The 18,298-nt window shown below is 46.1% G+C and carries 13 protein-coding genes; 11 read left to right on the top strand and 2 right to left on the bottom strand.

Annotated features, from left to right (window positions below; all coding sequences use genetic code 11):
* Positions 1–1,257 (bottom strand): sugar MFS transporter, encoded by a 1,257-nt coding sequence (locus tag V1358_RS09585; protein WP_440589696.1) that lies wholly within the window; start codon positions 1,255–1,257, stop codon positions 1–3.
* Positions 1,258–1,403: 146 nt separating this feature from the next.
* Between V1358_RS09585 and V1358_RS09580 the strand changes: the two genes are divergently transcribed.
* From V1358_RS09580 to V1358_RS09535, 10 genes are all read left to right on the top strand, one after another.
* On the top strand, positions 1,404–2,741 hold the full coding sequence (locus tag V1358_RS09580) for a GH1 family beta-glucosidase (protein WP_347393393.1): 1,338 nt from the start codon (positions 1,404–1,406) through the stop codon (positions 2,739–2,741).
* A 46-nt stretch (positions 2,742–2,787) separates the two neighbouring features.
* Positions 2,788–3,792 (top strand): LacI family DNA-binding transcriptional regulator, encoded by a 1,005-nt coding sequence (locus V1358_RS09575; protein ID WP_347389764.1) that lies wholly within the window; start codon positions 2,788–2,790, stop codon positions 3,790–3,792.
* Positions 3,789–5,360 (top strand): sugar porter family MFS transporter, encoded by a 1,572-nt coding sequence (locus tag V1358_RS09570; RefSeq protein WP_347389763.1) that lies wholly within the window; start codon positions 3,789–3,791, stop codon positions 5,358–5,360. The genes V1358_RS09575 and V1358_RS09570 overlap by 4 nt, the downstream gene beginning before the upstream one ends.
* Positions 5,361–5,463: 103 nt before the next feature.
* Complete coding sequence (locus V1358_RS09565) at positions 5,464–5,673, top strand: hypothetical protein (protein WP_347393392.1); 210 nt, start codon at positions 5,464–5,466, stop codon at positions 5,671–5,673.
* A 158-nt stretch (positions 5,674–5,831) separates the two neighbouring features.
* Positions 5,832–7,412, top strand: a complete 1,581-nt coding sequence (locus tag V1358_RS09560; protein WP_347389761.1) for an ABC-F family ATPase — start codon at positions 5,832–5,834, stop codon at positions 7,410–7,412.
* A 132-nt stretch (positions 7,413–7,544) separates the two neighbouring features.
* Positions 7,545–7,817 carry a DUF4242 domain-containing protein gene (locus tag V1358_RS09555; protein WP_347393391.1) on the top strand — a complete coding sequence of 91 codons (273 nt, stop codon included), beginning with the start codon at positions 7,545–7,547 and terminating at the stop codon, positions 7,815–7,817.
* A 220-nt stretch (positions 7,818–8,037) separates the two neighbouring features.
* A complete protein-coding gene (gene katG / locus V1358_RS09550) occupies positions 8,038–10,248 on the top strand; it encodes a catalase/peroxidase HPI (protein ID WP_347393390.1) in 2,211 nt (736 codons plus the stop codon).
* Positions 10,249–10,407: 159 nt separating this feature from the next.
* Complete coding sequence (locus V1358_RS09545) at positions 10,408–10,752, top strand: hypothetical protein (protein ID WP_347393389.1); 345 nt, start codon at positions 10,408–10,410, stop codon at positions 10,750–10,752.
* A gap of 263 nt (positions 10,753–11,015) precedes the next feature.
* Complete coding sequence (locus V1358_RS09540) at positions 11,016–13,202, top strand: OsmC domain/YcaO domain-containing protein (RefSeq protein ID WP_347389757.1); 2,187 nt, start codon at positions 11,016–11,018, stop codon at positions 13,200–13,202.
* 167 nt (positions 13,203–13,369) lie between these two features.
* Positions 13,370–13,537, top strand: a complete 168-nt coding sequence (locus V1358_RS09535) for a DUF2986 domain-containing protein (protein WP_347393388.1) — start codon at positions 13,370–13,372, stop codon at positions 13,535–13,537.
* Between the two features lie 17 nt (positions 13,538–13,554).
* Here the strand turns inward: V1358_RS09535 and V1358_RS09530 are convergent, their stop codons facing one another.
* Positions 13,555–14,016: a carboxymuconolactone decarboxylase family protein gene (locus V1358_RS09530; RefSeq protein ID WP_347393387.1), complete on the bottom strand. Its 462-nt coding sequence runs from the start codon at positions 14,014–14,016 to the stop codon at positions 13,555–13,557.
* 442 nt (positions 14,017–14,458) lie between these two features.
* Here V1358_RS09530 and V1358_RS09525 point away from each other — a divergent pair, with 442 nt between their 5' ends.
* A complete protein-coding gene (locus V1358_RS09525; protein ID WP_347393386.1) occupies positions 14,459–18,235 on the top strand; it encodes a S8 family serine peptidase in 3,777 nt (1,258 codons plus the stop codon).
* Positions 18,236–18,298 lie beyond the last annotated feature (63 nt).

Genomic DNA, 18,298 nt, shown 5'->3' with positions numbered 1-18,298 from the left:
TTATTTTCCTGATTCGATAACGTGAGGTTTAGCACCCTTGATGCCGTAAAAGGCGATATACACATAACAAAGCGCTGGTAATAAAAATGACAGTTGTAAGCCGATGCCGTCTGCCAACATGCCCTGTAGTAGTGGCACAATAGCCCCCCCTACAATCGCCAAGCATAAAATTCCGGAACCTTGCGCAGTATGCTTACCCAAGCCGTTCAATGCTAAGCTGAAAATGGTTGGGAACATCACAGAGTTACACAAGCCCACAAGCAAAATGGCCCACATCGCCAGCATACCATCAAAAAATACAGCAATAAGGATTAACACAATGGCACTGATGGCGTTGAACGCAAGTACGGTACGTCCCGAAATTTTTTGCATCACAGCTGCGCCAATAAAACGACCCACCATGGCGCCGCCCCAATAATAGGTTAGGTATTTAGCTGCTTCGCCTTCATGCATTCCAGCAATGCTATCAAGAGTAAAGAAGTTGACGATAGTGCTGCCAATGGCAACTTCAGCGCCCACATACATAAAGATGCCGAGTGCGCCAAGGGTTAAGTGACTGTATTGCCATGCAGAGCCTCGGGTGTCTGCGGTATCTTCACCCGTTTGGCTGGTGATTCGAGGCAGTGCTAGTTTGGCGAAAATGCCTGCCAATATCAGCAATGCCCCAGCAAGCATAAGGTAAGGCCCTTGGGTTGCTGAAGCGTCGCCTTTGATCACTTCTGCGCCTTCGGTAAAGATAAGAATGGAGCCGAAGAACGGCGCGACAGTGGTGCCGAACGAGTTAAATGCTTGCGTCATGGTTAAACGTGAAGGAGCTGTTTCAGCCGGACCTAATGCGCTCACATACGGGTTAGCTGCAACTTGCAATATGGTAATACCCGATGCCAGTACAAACAACGCAATCAAAAACAATGCATAAATACCTGCGCTTGCTGCTGGATAAAACAGTATGCAGCCTAAGCTGGCCACCACAAGTCCAACAACAATTCCGCGTTGATAACCTATGCGCCCTACGAGTTTACCCGCTGGCAAAGAGACCATGAAATAAGCAATGAAGAAACAGAACTGCACCAACATAGCTTGGGTGTAGTTAAGTTCAAAGGCCCCTTTTAGATAGGGGATCAGTATGTCGTTAAGACATGTGATGAATCCCCACATGAAAAAAAGTGACGTGAGTGCCACAAGTGCGAACCGGTACGAACCGCCGCCGCTCGCGCTCTGTTCTTGCGCAGGTTGTTGCTGTAATGAAATGGCCACTGCGTTCTCCTGTTGATCTTTTGAAGGAAAGCGCTTACATTTAATCATGAAAGCGCTTACATTTATTTTGATAATTGCAGAAAGCGCATACGAATTCAAATAAAAAATCCCAAATATGGGATCAAAAAAATGGATCTGATACTTTGATGCCTACAATCAGCTTGCCAGATGAGTCAGCAATGCTACGCCGCGATTTTATCTATGGTGTGGCAACTTCGTCCTTTCAAATTGAAGGTGCAATTGATACCCGTATCCCTTGTATATGGGATACCTTCTGTGCACAGCCAAACACCATTGCGGATAACACCAACGGAGATGTTGCATGTGAGCATGTGAAGTTGTGGCAACAAGATGTGGAAATGATTGCAGGTTTAGGAGTAGACGCCTACCGCTTGTCTATCGCATGGGGCAGAGTCATGAATGAAGATGGCTCCGTGAACACGCAGGGGTTGGCCTTCTACCAAAACTTGACTGCAGCCCTCAACGCTAAAGGCATTAAGGTGTTTGTCACTCTGTATCATTGGGATCTGCCGCAATACCTTGAAGATCAAGGGGGATGGCTTAACCGTGATACCGCGCACGCCTTTGCTCAATATGCCGATGCTGTTTCTAAGGCATTAGGTGAAGACGTATACTCTTACGCCACACTCAACGAGCCATTTTGCTCAGCGTACCTAGGTTATGAAGAAGGTATTCACGCGCCAGGAAAAGTGGGCCAAGCTTATGGTCGACAAGCCGCGCACCATTTGTTGCTAGCCCACGGTTTGGCGATGAAGGTGTTAAGAAAGAACGTGCCAAACAGCATGTGCGGCATTGTCCTGAACTTTTCTACCGCCTACAGTGCCACTGATTCTCAAGAAGACATCGACGCTGCGCGTATGGGCGATGAATATCACAACCATTGGTACATTCAGCCGCTCCTTGAAGGCACCTATCCGAATGTGATGGCGCAAATTAGTGCTGATGCGCAGCCCCATATCGCTCAGGGCGATATGGATATCATCGCGCAAAAAAATGATTTTATTGGTGTGAATTATTACACCCGCGCTGTTTACAAAAGCGACGGGCAGGGTTGGTTTGAGCAAGTTCCCCCTTACGGAGAAGATTTAACGGCGATGGGCTGGGAAATCGTGCCTTTGGCCTTTACCAAGTTACTTGTTGAGTTGCATGAGCGTTATGACTTACCGCCAATGTACATCACGGAAAACGGTGCAGCCTTTGATGATCACCTTGTTGATGGCGAAGTGGTTGATAAGCCTCGAATCGATTATTTCAATAGTCATTTGCGCGCAGTCAACAGCGCTATTGAGCAGGGCGTAGATATTCGTGGTTATTTTGCTTGGAGCTTAATGGACAACTTTGAATGGGCGCTTGGTTACAGCAAACGATTTGGCATTGTGTATGTCGATTATGCGTCCCAAAAGCGCACGCTGAAACACAGCGCTTTGGCGTATAAAGCATTGTTAAACAATAGACTCTATTAGCCGTTTGTATTAGCGTTAGCCTATCAGGAAGTTATCAAGAACAATAATGGCAACCATCTACGAAGTTTCAAAAGCTGCAGGTGTTTCACTCGCTACCGTTTCTCGTGTAATGAACGGTAATGCGAGGGTGAGTGATCGCACCCGCGATAAAGTGCTCAAAGCTATGGACGAGCTTGGCTATAAGCCCAATTCTATTGCCCAATCTCTTGCCTCAAATCGCAGTAACAGTGTGGGTTTATTGGTATCTGCACTACACGGTTCGTTCTTTGGCAACATGATGAGCACAGTGGAAGATGTACTGCGCAACGCAGGTAAACACGTCATTATTACCGCAGGTCACAGCGATGAGCAGCAAGAAAAAGACGCTATTGAGTTTTTATTGGATAGACGCTGCGATGCGCTGATTTTGCATGCAGAAGCAGTGAGCGATGAATATCTGTTGGAACTTAGCAAACGTGATGTGGAAGTTGTTTTAATCAACCGCCGTATCGAAGAAATGGCTGAACATTGCTTTTACACCGACAACGAGCTCGGTGGATATTTGGCGACAAAGGCTGCGATTGATGCCGGACATACGTCCATCGCTTACATTAGTGGCCCACTATTTAAACAAGATGCAACCGAGCGTCTGCAGGGCCATAAACGTGCATTAAGCGAAGCGGGGATTAAGTTTAACCCGCAGTTGATGGTTGAAGGTGGCTTCCATGAAGATGAAGGCGCGCAAGGTTATTTAGATCTTGTCGCCGTGAATCAGCCTTTTACCGCTTTGGTTTGCGCTAACGATGAAATGGCATCGGGTGCTATGACCGCTGCTCGTGAACAAGGTGTGTTAATCCCAGAGCAACTTTCCGTTGTGGGATTCGATGATGTGTTATTCGCACGTTATCTGTATCCGAAGCTGACAACCATAGATAACCCGATTCAAAAAATGGGTAATGAAGCGGCTCATTGGGTACTTGAACACGTATACAAACAAAAGAAAACCTCCGCGCACACTAACTTATTTGCACCCAAATTGGTGGTGCGCGACTCATTGATGGAAATTAAATGAATAAACTGATCCCGCCAGCGCTGTTTTACACCCTAGTTGTCTCGTTGGGGGGATTCATCTTTGGTTTTGATGCATCCGTTATTTCGGGGGCTATCGGTTTTATCTCTGAGCAATACCAATTAACCAGTTGGCAGCAAGGTTTTGTAGTGAGTTCACCCACACTCGGTGGTCTTCTGGCAACGCTGTTTGCAGGTGTAGTGAGTGATGCCATCGGTCGGCGTAAAACTTTAATCGGCATCGCCGCGCTATTTGTTATTTCCGCCGCAGCATCGGCCTTAGCGCAAGGCTACTGGATGCTAGTGATCGCCCGTTTCATTGGTGGCATGGCATTTTGCTCGCTCATGGTTGCGCCCATGTACATCGCTGAGATCAGCCTTCCTGAGCACCGTGGCAAACTCGTTTCTATTAACCAACTCAATATTGTGCTTGGATTCTCGGTGTCGTATTTCAGTAACTATTGCCTATTACAGTGGGCACAAAGCGACGCCGAGTGGGTACAAAGTATCGCCTTAGGTGAGCACCTTTGGCGTTGGATGCTTGGCTTGGAACTCATCCCTGCATTATGTTGGCTGCTATTGCTATTTGTGATCCCTCGTAGCCCGCGTTGGTTGTTGATGCAGCGATTGGACGCAGAAGCTGAGTCGGTTGCGTCAAAACTATTCTCGGCAGAACAAATCGAGCAGCAATTACGTACTATGCGTGCATCACTGCAAAGCAAAGTGCCGCCACTGATGCAGCGTATTAAAACAGTGTTTGGAACTAAAGTCCGCTTTGCGTTAATGATTGGTTTGTTAATAGCAATCGCCCAGCAAATCACTGGCATCAATGTTATTTTCTTCTACGCACCGACCATCTTTGAACAAAGCGGTGTTGGCACAAATACGGCGTTCGCGCAGGCAGTATGGATTGGCGTTGTGAACGTAATTTTCACTATTGTAGCTATGCTGACCATCGACCGCTATGGCCGCAAGCCTCTGTTGTTGTTCGGTTTAACGGGCATTGCCATTAGCATGGCGCTGTGTAGTTGGGGCTTTAATCAAGCAACCTACCAAATAAAACCACAAGCGGTCGCACAGTTGTCAGAACAACTTCCTGATTCTGTGATGCAGCGCCTGACCCCGATGATTGGCAAAACATACGACAACGATGTGGCATTTAAAGGCGCACTACAAGAATCTTTAGGCGAGGATGCAGCTGCCAATCAAGGAGCCATTATGGCTAAGGCCATTGCCATGAACGCGACGCTTGTGCTGGTGGGCATTACCTTGTTCGTCGCTGCATTTGCGGTATCGCTTGGGCCTGTGATGTGGGTGATGTTTTCGGAAATTTTCCCTAACGAAGTACGCGCTGTGGCTATATCCGTGGTTACTGTGGTCAACAATGCGGTGAGTTTCTTAGTGCAGCTTATATTCCCGTGGGAATTAGCCAACTATGGTGCTGCGCCGACGTTCGCGATTTATGGCATCTTTGCTATTGTGTCGCTAGCCTTGGTATGGCGTTATTTGCCTGAGACAAAGGGTAAGTCATTAGAGCAATTAGAACTCGATTTAAGCTCCTCGGGAAAATAATCGCGCAGTTCACAATTGTTTGAGATAACATCACCTTGCGACTATTATTTAGAAGCTTAGAATAAAAATAATTTAATCATCAATAACTTAAAGGGATGTTTGTATGTCTTCTGATGGCACAATGGCAATGCTGCTCGTGATACCCATTTTATTGCTTGTGTGGCTGTTGCCTGCGATCTTAATCGCCCGTTCTAACAAAACCAGCGGCACAGAAAAGCTGATTTGGATACTGGTGCAAGTCTTCCTGTTTTGGTTCACATGGGTGGTATACATTTTCGCCGCACCCATCAACAAAGAGAAGCCGCAAATCTAGCGTAAGTTACTCACAGATAAGCCGAGTTAACAAAAGCACACTTACAGAGTGTGCTTTTTGCGTTAAACGGCGCTAAAAATCACGCTTTTGGTTTATATGTAGCGCGTATTCAGTTACACTGCGCGTCCTTTTTTTGACCAACCAAAGGTAACACTTCTTTGATCGCTACAGCTAATATCGCCATGCAGTTTGGCGCCAAGCCTCTTTTTGAAAATGTATCAGTAAAGTTCAACAACGGTAATCGCTACGGTTTAATCGGTGCGAATGGCTGTGGTAAGTCGACCTTTATGAAAATTTTGGGTGGCGACTTAGAACCTTCTGCAGGCAATGTGATGCTAGGCGAAGGCGTGCGTTTAGGTAAACTTCGCCAAGACCAGTTTGCATTCGAAGAATACAGTGTCATGGACACAGTATTGATGGGTAACACTGAACTTTGGGCGGTCAAAGAGCGTCGTGACTACATTTACAGCCAGCCAGAAATGAGCGAAGAAGAAGGCATGGAAGTGGCCGACTTAGAGACGCAATTTGCAGAAATGGATGGTTACACAGCAGAGAGTCGTGCTGGTGAGTTATTGCTTGGTTTGGAAATTCCTATTGAGCAACACTTCGGCCCAATGAGCGAAGTCGCGCCAGGTTGGAAGCTACGTGTACTTCTTGCCCAAGCGCTGTTCTCCGATCCAGAAGTGCTACTTCTAGACGAGCCTACCAACAACTTGGATATCAACACCATTCGTTGGTTAGAGCAGATCTTGGTTGAGCGTAAAAGCACTATGGTTATCATCTCGCACGACCGTCACTTCTTAAACACTGTGTGTACGCACATGGCTGATTTAGATTATGGTGAAGTACGTCTATTCCCTGGTAACTACGATGAGTATATGACCGCGGCAACGCAAGCCCGTGAAAAGCAGCTCAACGAAAATGCCAAGAAGAAAGCGCAAATTGCAGAGTTACAAAGCTTTGTTAGCCGATTCTCTGCCAACGCCTCTAAGGCGAAGCAAGCAACGTCACGTGCGAAGCAGATTGATAAAATTCAGCTTGAAGATATCAAGCCTTCGAGCCGTGTGAGCCCATACATCAAGTTTGACCAAGACAAGAAACTGCACCGTCAAGCTGTCACTGTTGAAGGTTTGTCAAAAGCATTCGAGAAACCACTATTCAACAATTTCGACCTACAAGTTGAAGCTGGGCAGCGCGTAGCGATTATTGGTCAAAACGGTGCGGGTAAAACAACCTTACTGCGTTGTTTACTCGGTGACGTCGCAGCGGATCAAGGCACAGTTAAATGGGCTGAGGCGGCAAAAATTGGCTACATCGCACAGGATCATGCGGATGACTTCAAAGAAGATGCAACTCTGTTCGATTGGATGAAGCAGTGGACGACTGGCGATGACCAGGTCGTGCGCGGTGCCCTTGGCCGCATGTTGTTTTCAAACGATGACGTGAAAAAGAAAGTAAAAGTACTTTCAGGTGGTGAGAAGGGGCGCATGCTGTTTGGTAAAATGTCGCTGATCAATCCAAACGTTTTGGTGCTTGATGAGCCAACTAACCACCTTGATATGGAATCAATTGAAGCGTTGAACCTAGCCTTAGAAAACTACGAAGGCACGTTATTCTTCGTGAGTCATGACCGTGAGTTTGTATCTTCCTTGGCAACGCAGATTATCGATATTCAGCCTGAGGGTATCGTTCATTTCCATGGTACATACGAAGAGTACTTAAAGAGCTTAGGCCTTTAATTCTTACCTTACTTCCTGTTGGCTGAGTGTGCCAACGGGAAGCTTGTACTTCATATTCTTCCTGACTTTTCCCTCCGTAACTACGTGAATTTGACTATACTTATTAGCTCCTACTCTTGAAGGAGACGGACAATGCCAAAGTACGTAATTGAAAGAGAAATTGAAGGAGCAGGGCAGTTATCAGAGGATGATTTACAAGGAATTTCCCAGCGGTCTTGTGATGTTTTGGGGCAACTAGGCCCTCAAGTACAGTGGTTGGAAAGCTATGTAACCGACAACAAAGTGTTCTGCGTGTATATTGCACCGGATGAAACACTGATCCGCAAGCATGGTGAAATGGGCGATTTTCCCATCAAGGCTATCCACGAGGTGAAGACCATGATTGACCCAACTACCGCGGAATAACGTAAGTTTTGTGGCCTAAGCGCATCATGTGCCGTACTTAGGCTCCCTCAAATAGTTCTTAAGCTTCTCGTAAATAAGTAAAAAACCTGCCTAGCACTGATATTCACTGAGCATCTAAATAACCGATTGATTCAATCGTTTTTTCTCACTCCAATCGATTAAAACCATGGTCTATATTTATTCCCGTTAATCACACTACTCCAAACGGGGAGAAATATTCATGGGTAAAAAAACACTTCCACTTATCACGGCAGTCGCGATGGCTGTATCGTCAGTGGTATCGATCAGCGCGCAAGCTGTTGAACCTAAGTCAAACCAATTTTGGTGGCCAGAACAGTTAGACCTTAGCCCACTTCGTGCACACGGTGTAGAGTCGCACCCTTACGGCGAAGATTTTGACTACGCGAAAGGGTTTGAGAGCCTCGACCTTAAAGCGGTGAAAGAAGACATCCGTGCGGTGTTAACGCAATCACAAGACTGGTGGCCAGCAGACTATGGTCATTACGGTCCTTTCTTTATCCGCATGGCTTGGCACGCAGCAGGCACGTATCGAGTATTCGATGGCCGCGGTGGTGCAGGTGGCGGTCAGCAACGTTTCGACCCACTAAACAGCTGGCCTGATAACGGTAACCTAGACAAAGCGCGTCGTTTACTGTGGCCGATAAAACAAAAATACGGTCGCAATATTTCATGGGCAGACTTGATGGCGTTAACGGGTAACGTAGCGCTCGAAGACATGGGCTTCAAAACCTTTGGCTATGCCGGTGGCCGTGAAGACGATTGGGAACCTGATTTGGTTTATTGGGGTCCAGAAGGCAAGATGCTGACAGACGAGCGTCGCGATAAAAAGGGCAAATTGAAAGGTCCTCTCGCTGCAGTTGAAATGGGTCTTATCTACGTAAACCCGCAGGGCCCGCACGGTAAACCTGATCCACTGCTTGCAGCTGACGATATTCGTATGTCATTTGGTCGCATGGCAATGAATGACGAAGAAATCGTTGCACTTATCGCTGGTGGTCACACATTCGGTAAAGCACACGGTGCTAAAAAACCAGATTGCGTTGGCAAAGAGCCAGCTGCAGCACCAATTGAAGACCAGGGTTTTGGTTGGAAGAACAAGTGTGGTAAAGGCATGGCTGAAGACACTATGACCAGTGGCTTTGAAGGTGCTTGGACAGTGACACCAACACAGTGGACAACGAACTACTTAGACAACCTATTCAACTTTGAATGGAAACAAACAACCAGCCCAGCGGGTGCGATTCAATGGATCCCAACCAATGAAGCTGCGAAAAATTTAGTTCCTGATGCGCATGTTAAAGGTAAGCGTCACGCGCCTATCATGTTCACCACAGATATTGCCATTAAGAAAGACCCTGAGTTCCGCAAGATTGCAGAAGGCTTCCGCGCCGATCCTGCAAAATTCGAACTGGCCTTCGCTAAAGCATGGTTCAAACTGAATCACCGTGACTTAGGTCCGCGTGCTCGTTACCTAGGTGATGAAGTACCAAGCGAAATATTAATTTGGCAAGACTACATTCCTGAGGCCAACCACACCCTTGTGAATGACAAACAAATTGCTGATTTGAAAGAGCAAATTCTTGATTCTAAACTCACAGTGTCTGAACTTGTGCGCGTTGCGTGGGCATCAGCATCTAGCTACCGTGACAGTGACATGCGTGGCGGTGCAAACGGTGCACGTCTACGTTTAGCGCCACAAAAAGACTGGCCAGTGAACAACCCTGAAGAAGTCGCAAAAGTACTAAAAGTACTTGAGAAAATTCAGACCAAATTCAACAAAAAAGCAGGTAAAACGCAAATTTCACTTGCTGACATGATTGTTCTTGGTGGTGCGGCTGCGATTGAAAAAGGCGCGAAGGATGCAGGTTACACTATCACTGTACCATTCAAGCCAGGTCGTATGGATGCATCACTTGAGTACACCGATGTTGAATCATTCGAAGTACTTGAGCCAACAGCTGATGCGTTCCGTAACTACTACAGCAGTGCATGGAAATCACCGACTGGCATGCTAGTAGAACGTGCAAATCTACTCGGCTTGAGCGTACCAGAAATGACGGCGCTACTGGGTGGTATGCGTACACTTGATGCCAACTACAAAGGCTCTGATCACGGTGTGTTAACCAACAAACCTGGCACATTGAGCAACGACTTCTTCGTGAACTTACTTGATATGTCTACCAAATGGAGCAAATCAAGCAAGGAAGAGGGTGTATACGAAGGCTTCGACCGTGCTAGCGGCGAGAAGAAGTGGACGGCAACATCCGTTGACCTAATCTTTGGTTCAAACTCTGAATTACGCGCTATTGCTGAGGTGTATGCTTCACAAGATGCGAAAGAGAAGTTCGTAAATGACTTCGTTGATGCTTGGACAAAAGTAATGACCGCAGATCGTTTCGATTTGAAATAAATAACAGTTGTGATGTTACTCAAAAGGGCCGCAAACGCGGCCCTTTTTTTATGCGTATTGGTATCGCATTAAGGATGGTGTAAAATTCACCGTCCTTGCAAAAGCGCCAGCCATGGGGCCTGTGTAGGGCTCGTCGTATTATTTAAATGGGTATCAGATATGCAGTACGTAAAATATTCCCTTATCATTTTAACCACCTTATTCATGTTGGGCTGTGGCGGCCACGGCTTTGAAGGGCATTATGTCAGCACGTCGGATAACAAAGTGTTTAACGCCTTGTCTGAACTGGCTGGCGTAAAGAAAATCTACATTGGTGAAAACTTCATTGAAGCGGATGGTCAGCGTACTGAGTTTGATGAAATTTTTGTGCGTGAACTTAAGTCTGGCGACTATCTGGTGTTTAAATCAGGCAATGAAGAACAAACTTGGCTCATTGAAGATGGTGACGTACTGGTACGCGATTTAGGTTTGATGTCGTTACGCTTTGAGCCGGTAGATAAATAATTACTACCACCTTGAGTGGCATCAATGAGGCAGCGAAAGCTGCCTTTTTAATTTTGAGCAAGCGCTTACTTGCATTCAATCCAACGTCATTTTGCGACTTGAAATAACTTGGTTTAAATAATTCCAAAATAAACCAAGACGATTGCGCTCAAAAAGACGATAATTGGAACATTAAATTTTATAGATTGACCGACTTTGCCATATTCGCTGCAATGTAGCTTGGCTAAGCTCGGTCTTTGCGATTTTTAGGGTACCGATAACTTATGGAAATTAAAGTTAATTTTCTCGATAACCTCAGACTAGAAGCCAAGTTTGACGACTTCACCGTGATTGCCGACCAGCCAATCCGTTACAAAGGTGATGGCTCAGCGCCAAGCCCGTTTGATTATTTTTTGGCGTCATCTGCTCTGTGTGCGGCGTATTTCGTTAAGGTGTATTGTAACTCGCGAGAAATTTCAACCGACGGTATCCGTATTTCGCAAAACAACATTATTGATCCTGAAGATCGCTACAATCAGATTTTTAAAATTCAGGTAGAGCTACCTGAGAGTATCTCTGACAAAGACCGTCAAGGTATCTTGCGTTCAATTGAACGTTGTACGGTGAAGCGCGTAGTGCAAACCGGCCCTGAATTCCAAATCGACCCTGTTGATAACATCGACGAAGATGCCCAAGCCATGCTGATGGTTGAAGCAGACCCTGACCACAGCACATATATCTTAGGTAAAGACTTACCGCTTGAGCAAACCATTCAAAATATGACGCGCATGCTCGCTGATTTGGGTATGAAGATTGAAGTCGCGTCTTGGCGCAATATCGTGCCGCACGTGTGGTCATTGCACATTCGTGATGCGGCATCGCCTATGTGTTTTACCAACGGTAAAGGTGCCACTAAAGAAAGCGCGTTGTGCTCGGCATTAGGGGAATTCATCGAGCGTCTAAGCTGTAACTTCTTCTATAACGATCAATACCTTGGCGAAGAAATTGCAAACAGTGAATTTGTTCATTATCCGAATGAAAAGTGGTTCCAAGCAGGTGAAGATGATGCTCTACCTGAGGGCATATTGGATGATTACTGTTTAGAGATTTACAACCCTGAAGGTGAGCTGCAAGCATCACATTTAGTAGACACCAACTCAGGTCGTGTGGACCGCGGCGTGTGTTCAATTCCGTATACTCGTCACTCTGACGGCGAAACGGTGTACTTCCCGCAGAACTTGATTGAAAACTTGTTCTTAAGCAACGGTATGAGTGCAGGTAATAACCTCAACGAAGCGAAGGTACAGTGTTTATCGGAAATTTTTGAGCGTGCGGTTAAACGCCAAATCATTGAACAAGAAATTGTGCTGCCAGATGTACCACAAGAGGTGCTAGCCAAATACCCAAGCATTGTTGAAGGGATTGAAAAGCTAGAAGAGCAAGGCTTCCCAATCGTGGTTAAGGATGCGTCACTAGGTGGTCAATTCCCCGTGATGTGCGTGACCTTGATGAACCCAAGAACAGGCGGCGTATTTGCATCATTCGGTGCACACCCAAGCTTGGAAGTAGCGCTTGAGCGAAGCCTCACCGAACTGTTGCAAGGGCGTAGCTTCGAAGGCTTGAATGACGTGCCAAAACCAACATTTAACTCGATGGCAGTGTCTGAGCCTGAGAACTTTGTTGAGCACTTTATTGATTCAACGGGTGTGATCTCATGGCGTTTCTTCAGTGCTAAAGCGGATTACGATTTTGTTGAGTGGGATTTCTCCGGCACGAACGAAGAAGAGAGCGATGCGTTGTTTGGCATTCTTGCTGACCTAGGTAAAGAAGCGTACATCGCTGAATTTACAGAAATTGGCAGTGCGTGTCGTATCCTTGTGCCTGATTTCTCAGAAGTGTATCCGGTGGAAGATTTGATTTGGGATAACACCAATAAAGCACTGCAATACCGAGAAGATATTTTAAACCTGCACTCATTGTCTGACGATGCATTAGCGGCATTGGTTGAGCGTTTAGAAGAGAGCCAGCTCGATAACTACATCGACATCATCACCCTTATTGGTGTTGAGTTTGATGAAAATACAGTCTGGGGCCAGTTAACTATTCTTGAACTTAAGATTCTAATTTACCTAGCGTTAGGTGAGTTAGAAGAAGCATTTGAATTAGTTGGTGACTTCTTACAGTACAACGACAACACGGTTGAGCGTGGCTTGTTCTATCAAGCGTTGAACGCAGTGTTGGAAGTCACGCTTGATGACGAGTTGGAACTAGACGATTTCATTCACAACTTCACACGCATGTTTGGTCAAGAAACCATGGACAATGCGGTGGGCTTGGTCACGGGTGATGTACGTTTCTACGGCCTAACCCCGACCAACATGAAGCTAGAAGGTTTGGACAAGCACCTACGTCTAATCGACAGTTATAAGAAACTACACAAAGCGCGTGGTGAGCTGTATAACAAAGGCTGATATGCTCATAGTCCGAAGTAGGGCTTTGAATTTAAATATAAAAAGCGGATCTTAATGATCCGCTTTTTTATTGGGTTGTGGTTGATCAGGCTGCATTTAAAATCATCTCGGCTTGAACCATTATTACAAGGTATAATAGCCACAGAAATCCCCTGTATTTTGTAGCCATGAACCGTAAAAAGAAGATTTTCACCAAGCTTAAAGCGAAAGACAAACGCGCCAATGCCAAATTGCACAAGAGCAATAAACCGGCTTACGTTTCAAAAGCCGAGCGCGAAAAGTTAGCGCAACAAGAAGACACTTCGGCAGAAGAAACTTCATCTACTGAACAGTGATCCTAGGGCTTACTTAGTTAGCGTGCTTTATAGCTGCCCACATCCGGCTTAAACGTTTTGGCGACGCGATTCCAGCTGTTAATAGCATTCACCGCTAGAGTCAAATCAAGTAGTGCCTGCTCGCCCAGTTGCTGAACATGACGCTGATAAACGTTATCATCCACAGACTGCGCCGCTGTTATGTGCTCACTCCACGCTAGTGCCGCTTTTTCAATATCCGAATAACAAGGCATGTCACGCCAAGCATTCAAGCCAATAATTCGCTCTACCGATTCACCGTTGTGCAGTAAATCCTTACTGTGCATATCAATACAATAAGCACATTGATTTATCTGTGATACTCGCAGTTTAACTAATTCCCAAATTCCCTGTGTGAGCGTTGCACTGGTATTGAATTGGGTTGCTAGATAGTCTTCTTGCGCCATCAATATCTTTATCGCCTTGGGGGCTAATTCATAATAGTTTGTACGTATTGCCATATTTGTTTCTCCTAAGTTGTGGTCTCGGAAAAATTAGCGAATGAGCACCAAAGATAATTGAATATTTACGACATGCTCGTAACTTCTTGATTCACTCTTTTAGTGCGTACTTTGGCTTTCAAGGGTGAGAAAGTGTCATGGGTATTACGACCAAATTAGTTGTGTAATTTTCCGCCACCGTTTCTTGATGAATATCGGCGCCTTCATAAAACTTCAATGTCCTCAGATAGCTATTCGTTTATTACGCTTATAACAAACGTAAATGATACATTTTGGTACATGTGTCCGACAAAATAGTACACAAATTTGATGGTCGTAATTTACTCAAACCGATACCGTAAATAGGTTAATCACATTCATATGACAATATGAATAAGGTTTATTGAAGAGCGGATGACACGCTCCCCGTGCAAATAAATAACCAATTTTTAGGATGTTGAAGATGAAGCAACCACGTAGGTTTGGGCGCTTGAAAGCGACCTATCTGGCCATGTTAAGTTTGGGCTTAGCACAACCAGTGCTAGCTCAAAGTGACGACTTGGCACAAAACACAAACGCGCAAGCACTGACTTTCACACTGATTACTGGCGACAAAGTATCGGCTGTCGTGAACAAGCAAGGTGAACTTGGTGGTATTCGTATGCTGGGTAAAGATGGCAATGAAGTCATTACCAGTGTTTTCATGCGTGGTGGTAACACTTATGTTATGCCTAGCCAGGCGCAAGAGCTGGTAGACTCAGGTGCTATTGACCTAGAGCTATTCAACATCAACAAGCTGCATGCATCAGGATATGCAGATGAAATGACCGATAAGCTGCCAATTATCGTCGAATATCGCGATGGTACGCTGGCAGGTGCGGCAACACCAAAAGAGTTAGCAGGCACGTCACTGACAGGTGAAATTGAATTAATCGACAGCGCGGCGTTTAGCATCGATAAGAGCAAAGCTGCGGATGTATTCTCAGCGCTTGTAGCCCAGGGTGATATTGACGGCGTATGGCTTGATGCGGCTATTTTTGCCCATAAGGTTAACCAAGCAGACACGTTAACGCCAACAGTGCCGCTTACAGGGGCCTATGGTGATGCAGCGCGCTATTACACAGGTGCAGGCGTGAAGGTTGCGGTTCTTGATACCGGTTATGATCTTGAGCATTCAGACTTACAGGGCCGAGTGGTAGCATCACGCGACTTTACTTATTCAATGAATGCTGTGGATGACACTAATGGCCACGGTACGCACACTGCGTCGACGATTGCAGGTACAGGTGCTGAATCAAACGGTAAATGGGTAGGTGTAGCTCCAGACGCTGATCTTGTGATTGGTAAGGTACTGAGCAATAACGGCGGCGGTTCAATGTATGGCATTCTTAATGGCATGCAATGGGCAGTCATGTCAGAAAATGCAGACATCGTAAACATGTCTCTTGGTGGTTCGGCGACATCATGTGATGGTCCTCTTGTGGATATGGTTGAAGCGCTTAGTGACCGTGCTTTATTCGTTATTTCAGCGGGCAACAGTTTTACCCGTGAAACGGTGGGTTCACCAGGCTGTGCGCCAAGCGCATTGACTGTGGGCGCGATTGACCGTGATGGCAATACCGCTTCATTCTCTTCTCGTGGTCCATCACCAGATGGTCATTCAGCGAAGCCTGATATTGCTTCACAAGGTGTTGCGGTAGTAGCAGCAGCTTCAGGTGGTCGTGGTGCGACGGCATACCGTGCACTTTCAGGTACCTCTATGTCTGCGCCGCATGTAGCGGGTGGTGCAGCTATTGTGATGCAAGCTCGTGCAGACCTATCACCAAGAGAGATTAAAAAAGTACTGACTTCATCAGCCGTTTTCTCTGACAAACATGTGTTAGAGCAAGGTGCGGGTGCGATGGACATTAACCGTGCGGTAAGCCAAGCAGTTATTGCTGAGCCGAACCGTGAATTAGGTTATTTCGGTTACGGTCAAAATGACGCATACACTCAAAGCAGCGTCACGTTTGAAAACACGACAGGCGAAGAAATCACCTTTAACTTGAAATTAGATTTGATCGGTGAAGATGGTAAAACACAATTGCCAGCAACCGTTGCTGGTCTGGGTGTTAAGTCTATTACCGTACCTGCAAATGGTCAGGTTGATGTACCTGTATGGATTGAGCCTTCTGTGGCGATGCGCGATGGTGCATACGGCGCAATCACAGGTAAAATCACAGGCACAACCGTTGGTGGCCAAGATGAACAGATTGTTGTTCCAGTGTCTTTTTGGGTTGACCAACCACAAGTACCATTGACGGTTAATTTGACAGACCGTTGGGGTAATCGTGCATCATTCCCTTCAAAAGTTTACTTGATCAATGAAGAAGACGATTGGGGCAGTCTGCTGCGCTTAACTGGCGGCAAAGCTGAAGTAAGCGTACCAACAGGTAATTACACGATCGTTGCGAACATCATGACGTTCGATAACCCAGATTCAAATTCTGGTTTGGTTGAATCTGCAGCCCAGATGGCTATTTTGGATCGCAAGATTGAAAGCGCAACGGTACTGAACCTTGATGCCCGAAATGCACAACAAGTAACGTTCAAAGCGTCACAACCACTTGACCCGCAAGGTTACTCATTTGGTTTTACCTACGCACTTGATGACGAGAAACAAGCTAAGTTAGCTGCTATCGAAATGGCACCTGATTACGTAAACGATATGTATGCTTGGTCACAAGGCCATGATGATCGTTTCCGTTCATTCATTACCACGCGTGCAGTGGCACCAGAAACAAAAGTAATGATGGAAAACGGCACTGAGTTTGATTACATCAAACAAGGTTTGGCACTGTCTTTCCACGGTGAAGGATCAGCAGAAGTGTTACCAGTAGGCGATGCCGGTTACAACACAGATTGGAGCCAGTTCGACCTAGAAGGTAAAATTGCACTTATCGCTAACCCTAACTACATCACCAGTTACATGGTAGGTAATGCCATGAAACATGGCGCTATCGGCGTGATTTTCTATCGTCCTGGTCGTGATGGTCGCTACAAAGGCAGCATCACCGGTACACCAAAAGTGCCAGTGATCGGTATTAGCTCAGCTGAAGGTGAACTACTTGCAGCGGAAATCGCCGCAGGTCGTAACACGGTTAGCTGGTCTGGTGTCGCGGCTGAGCGCTCACCTTATGCTTACTCTATCAATCACATCACAGATGGTCGCATTGAAGCGGGTCAAATTGTGTTGCAAGAACACAAAATGCGTAAGATTGAGAGTAAATACCACTCGCAAGGCGACGAGCGTCCAGCTTGGACCGACGTGATGGGCATGACCAACAGCACTGGTGAGTTTTACTCAACAGGTAGTTCGCAAATGATCATGTTGCCAATTGAGCGTGACGAATACTTCACTGCAACACCTAAAAATGCGTGGACAAACGTAGTAATGCCAAACTATCAAATTAATAGCTCAGGCGCGTACTTTGATGGTGTCCGTATTATGACCCCAGGTGAAGAGTCGACTTCGTGGTTCAAAACGCAACGTGTAGGTAGCTTAGGCACAAGTGGTATTCCGATTATTGGCCGCGATACCAATGTATTGTCATTCAACATGGCTTCATTTGGCGACGCCGCTGGACACGATGGTATTCTTGGCTACGCAGGTAGCTCAGCATACGGTCTAATGGTAAATGGTCAAAACGCTTCTCCTTATCAAGGCACTTTGACGCTTGACCACGGTTCAAATGAAGTTAGCTTAACCATGCGTTCTTATTTACGCGGTGTAGGTGAGCGTTCACCGGTGAAAGATTCACTGGGTTCATTGTACCAAGGTACTTATACCTTTATGACTGACGAAACAGTACAGGGTGTACAACCTATCCTAATGCCAGTTGTCGATGTACCTGTAGACATCAATAACAGCATGAATGCGGGCGAGCCTGCTCACATTAAGCTGTCTGGTGTGCTAGACGGTGTGGGTGAAGTGTCACTGGCAGATGTCAAACTGCAATACGGTTATGGTCAAGAATGTACAATGAGCAACATTCCAGCTTACATCTATTGTCCTGTGTTCACCAAGTTCGCACCTGAGAGCTGGGTAGATGCAGAGATCAAACAAGTAGATGGCGAGTGGGTTGCTGTTGTACCAAACGACGCACCTGCAGGTGACTTTGTTCACCTACGTATTGAAATGGCTGACTACGGCACAAGCACTGCAGAGCAACTAACAATGCGCGCATACATGCTGAAGTAAGCGTTGCAATCTCCCTACATGTAAAAGCCGACGTTAACGTCGGCTTTTTTCTTTATTGAAAAT

The organism is Pseudoalteromonas pernae (assembly GCF_039831865.1).
Lineage (GTDB): Bacteria > Pseudomonadota > Gammaproteobacteria > Enterobacterales > Alteromonadaceae > Pseudoalteromonas > Pseudoalteromonas pernae.
This window is presented reverse-complemented; position numbering and strand designations above follow the sequence as displayed.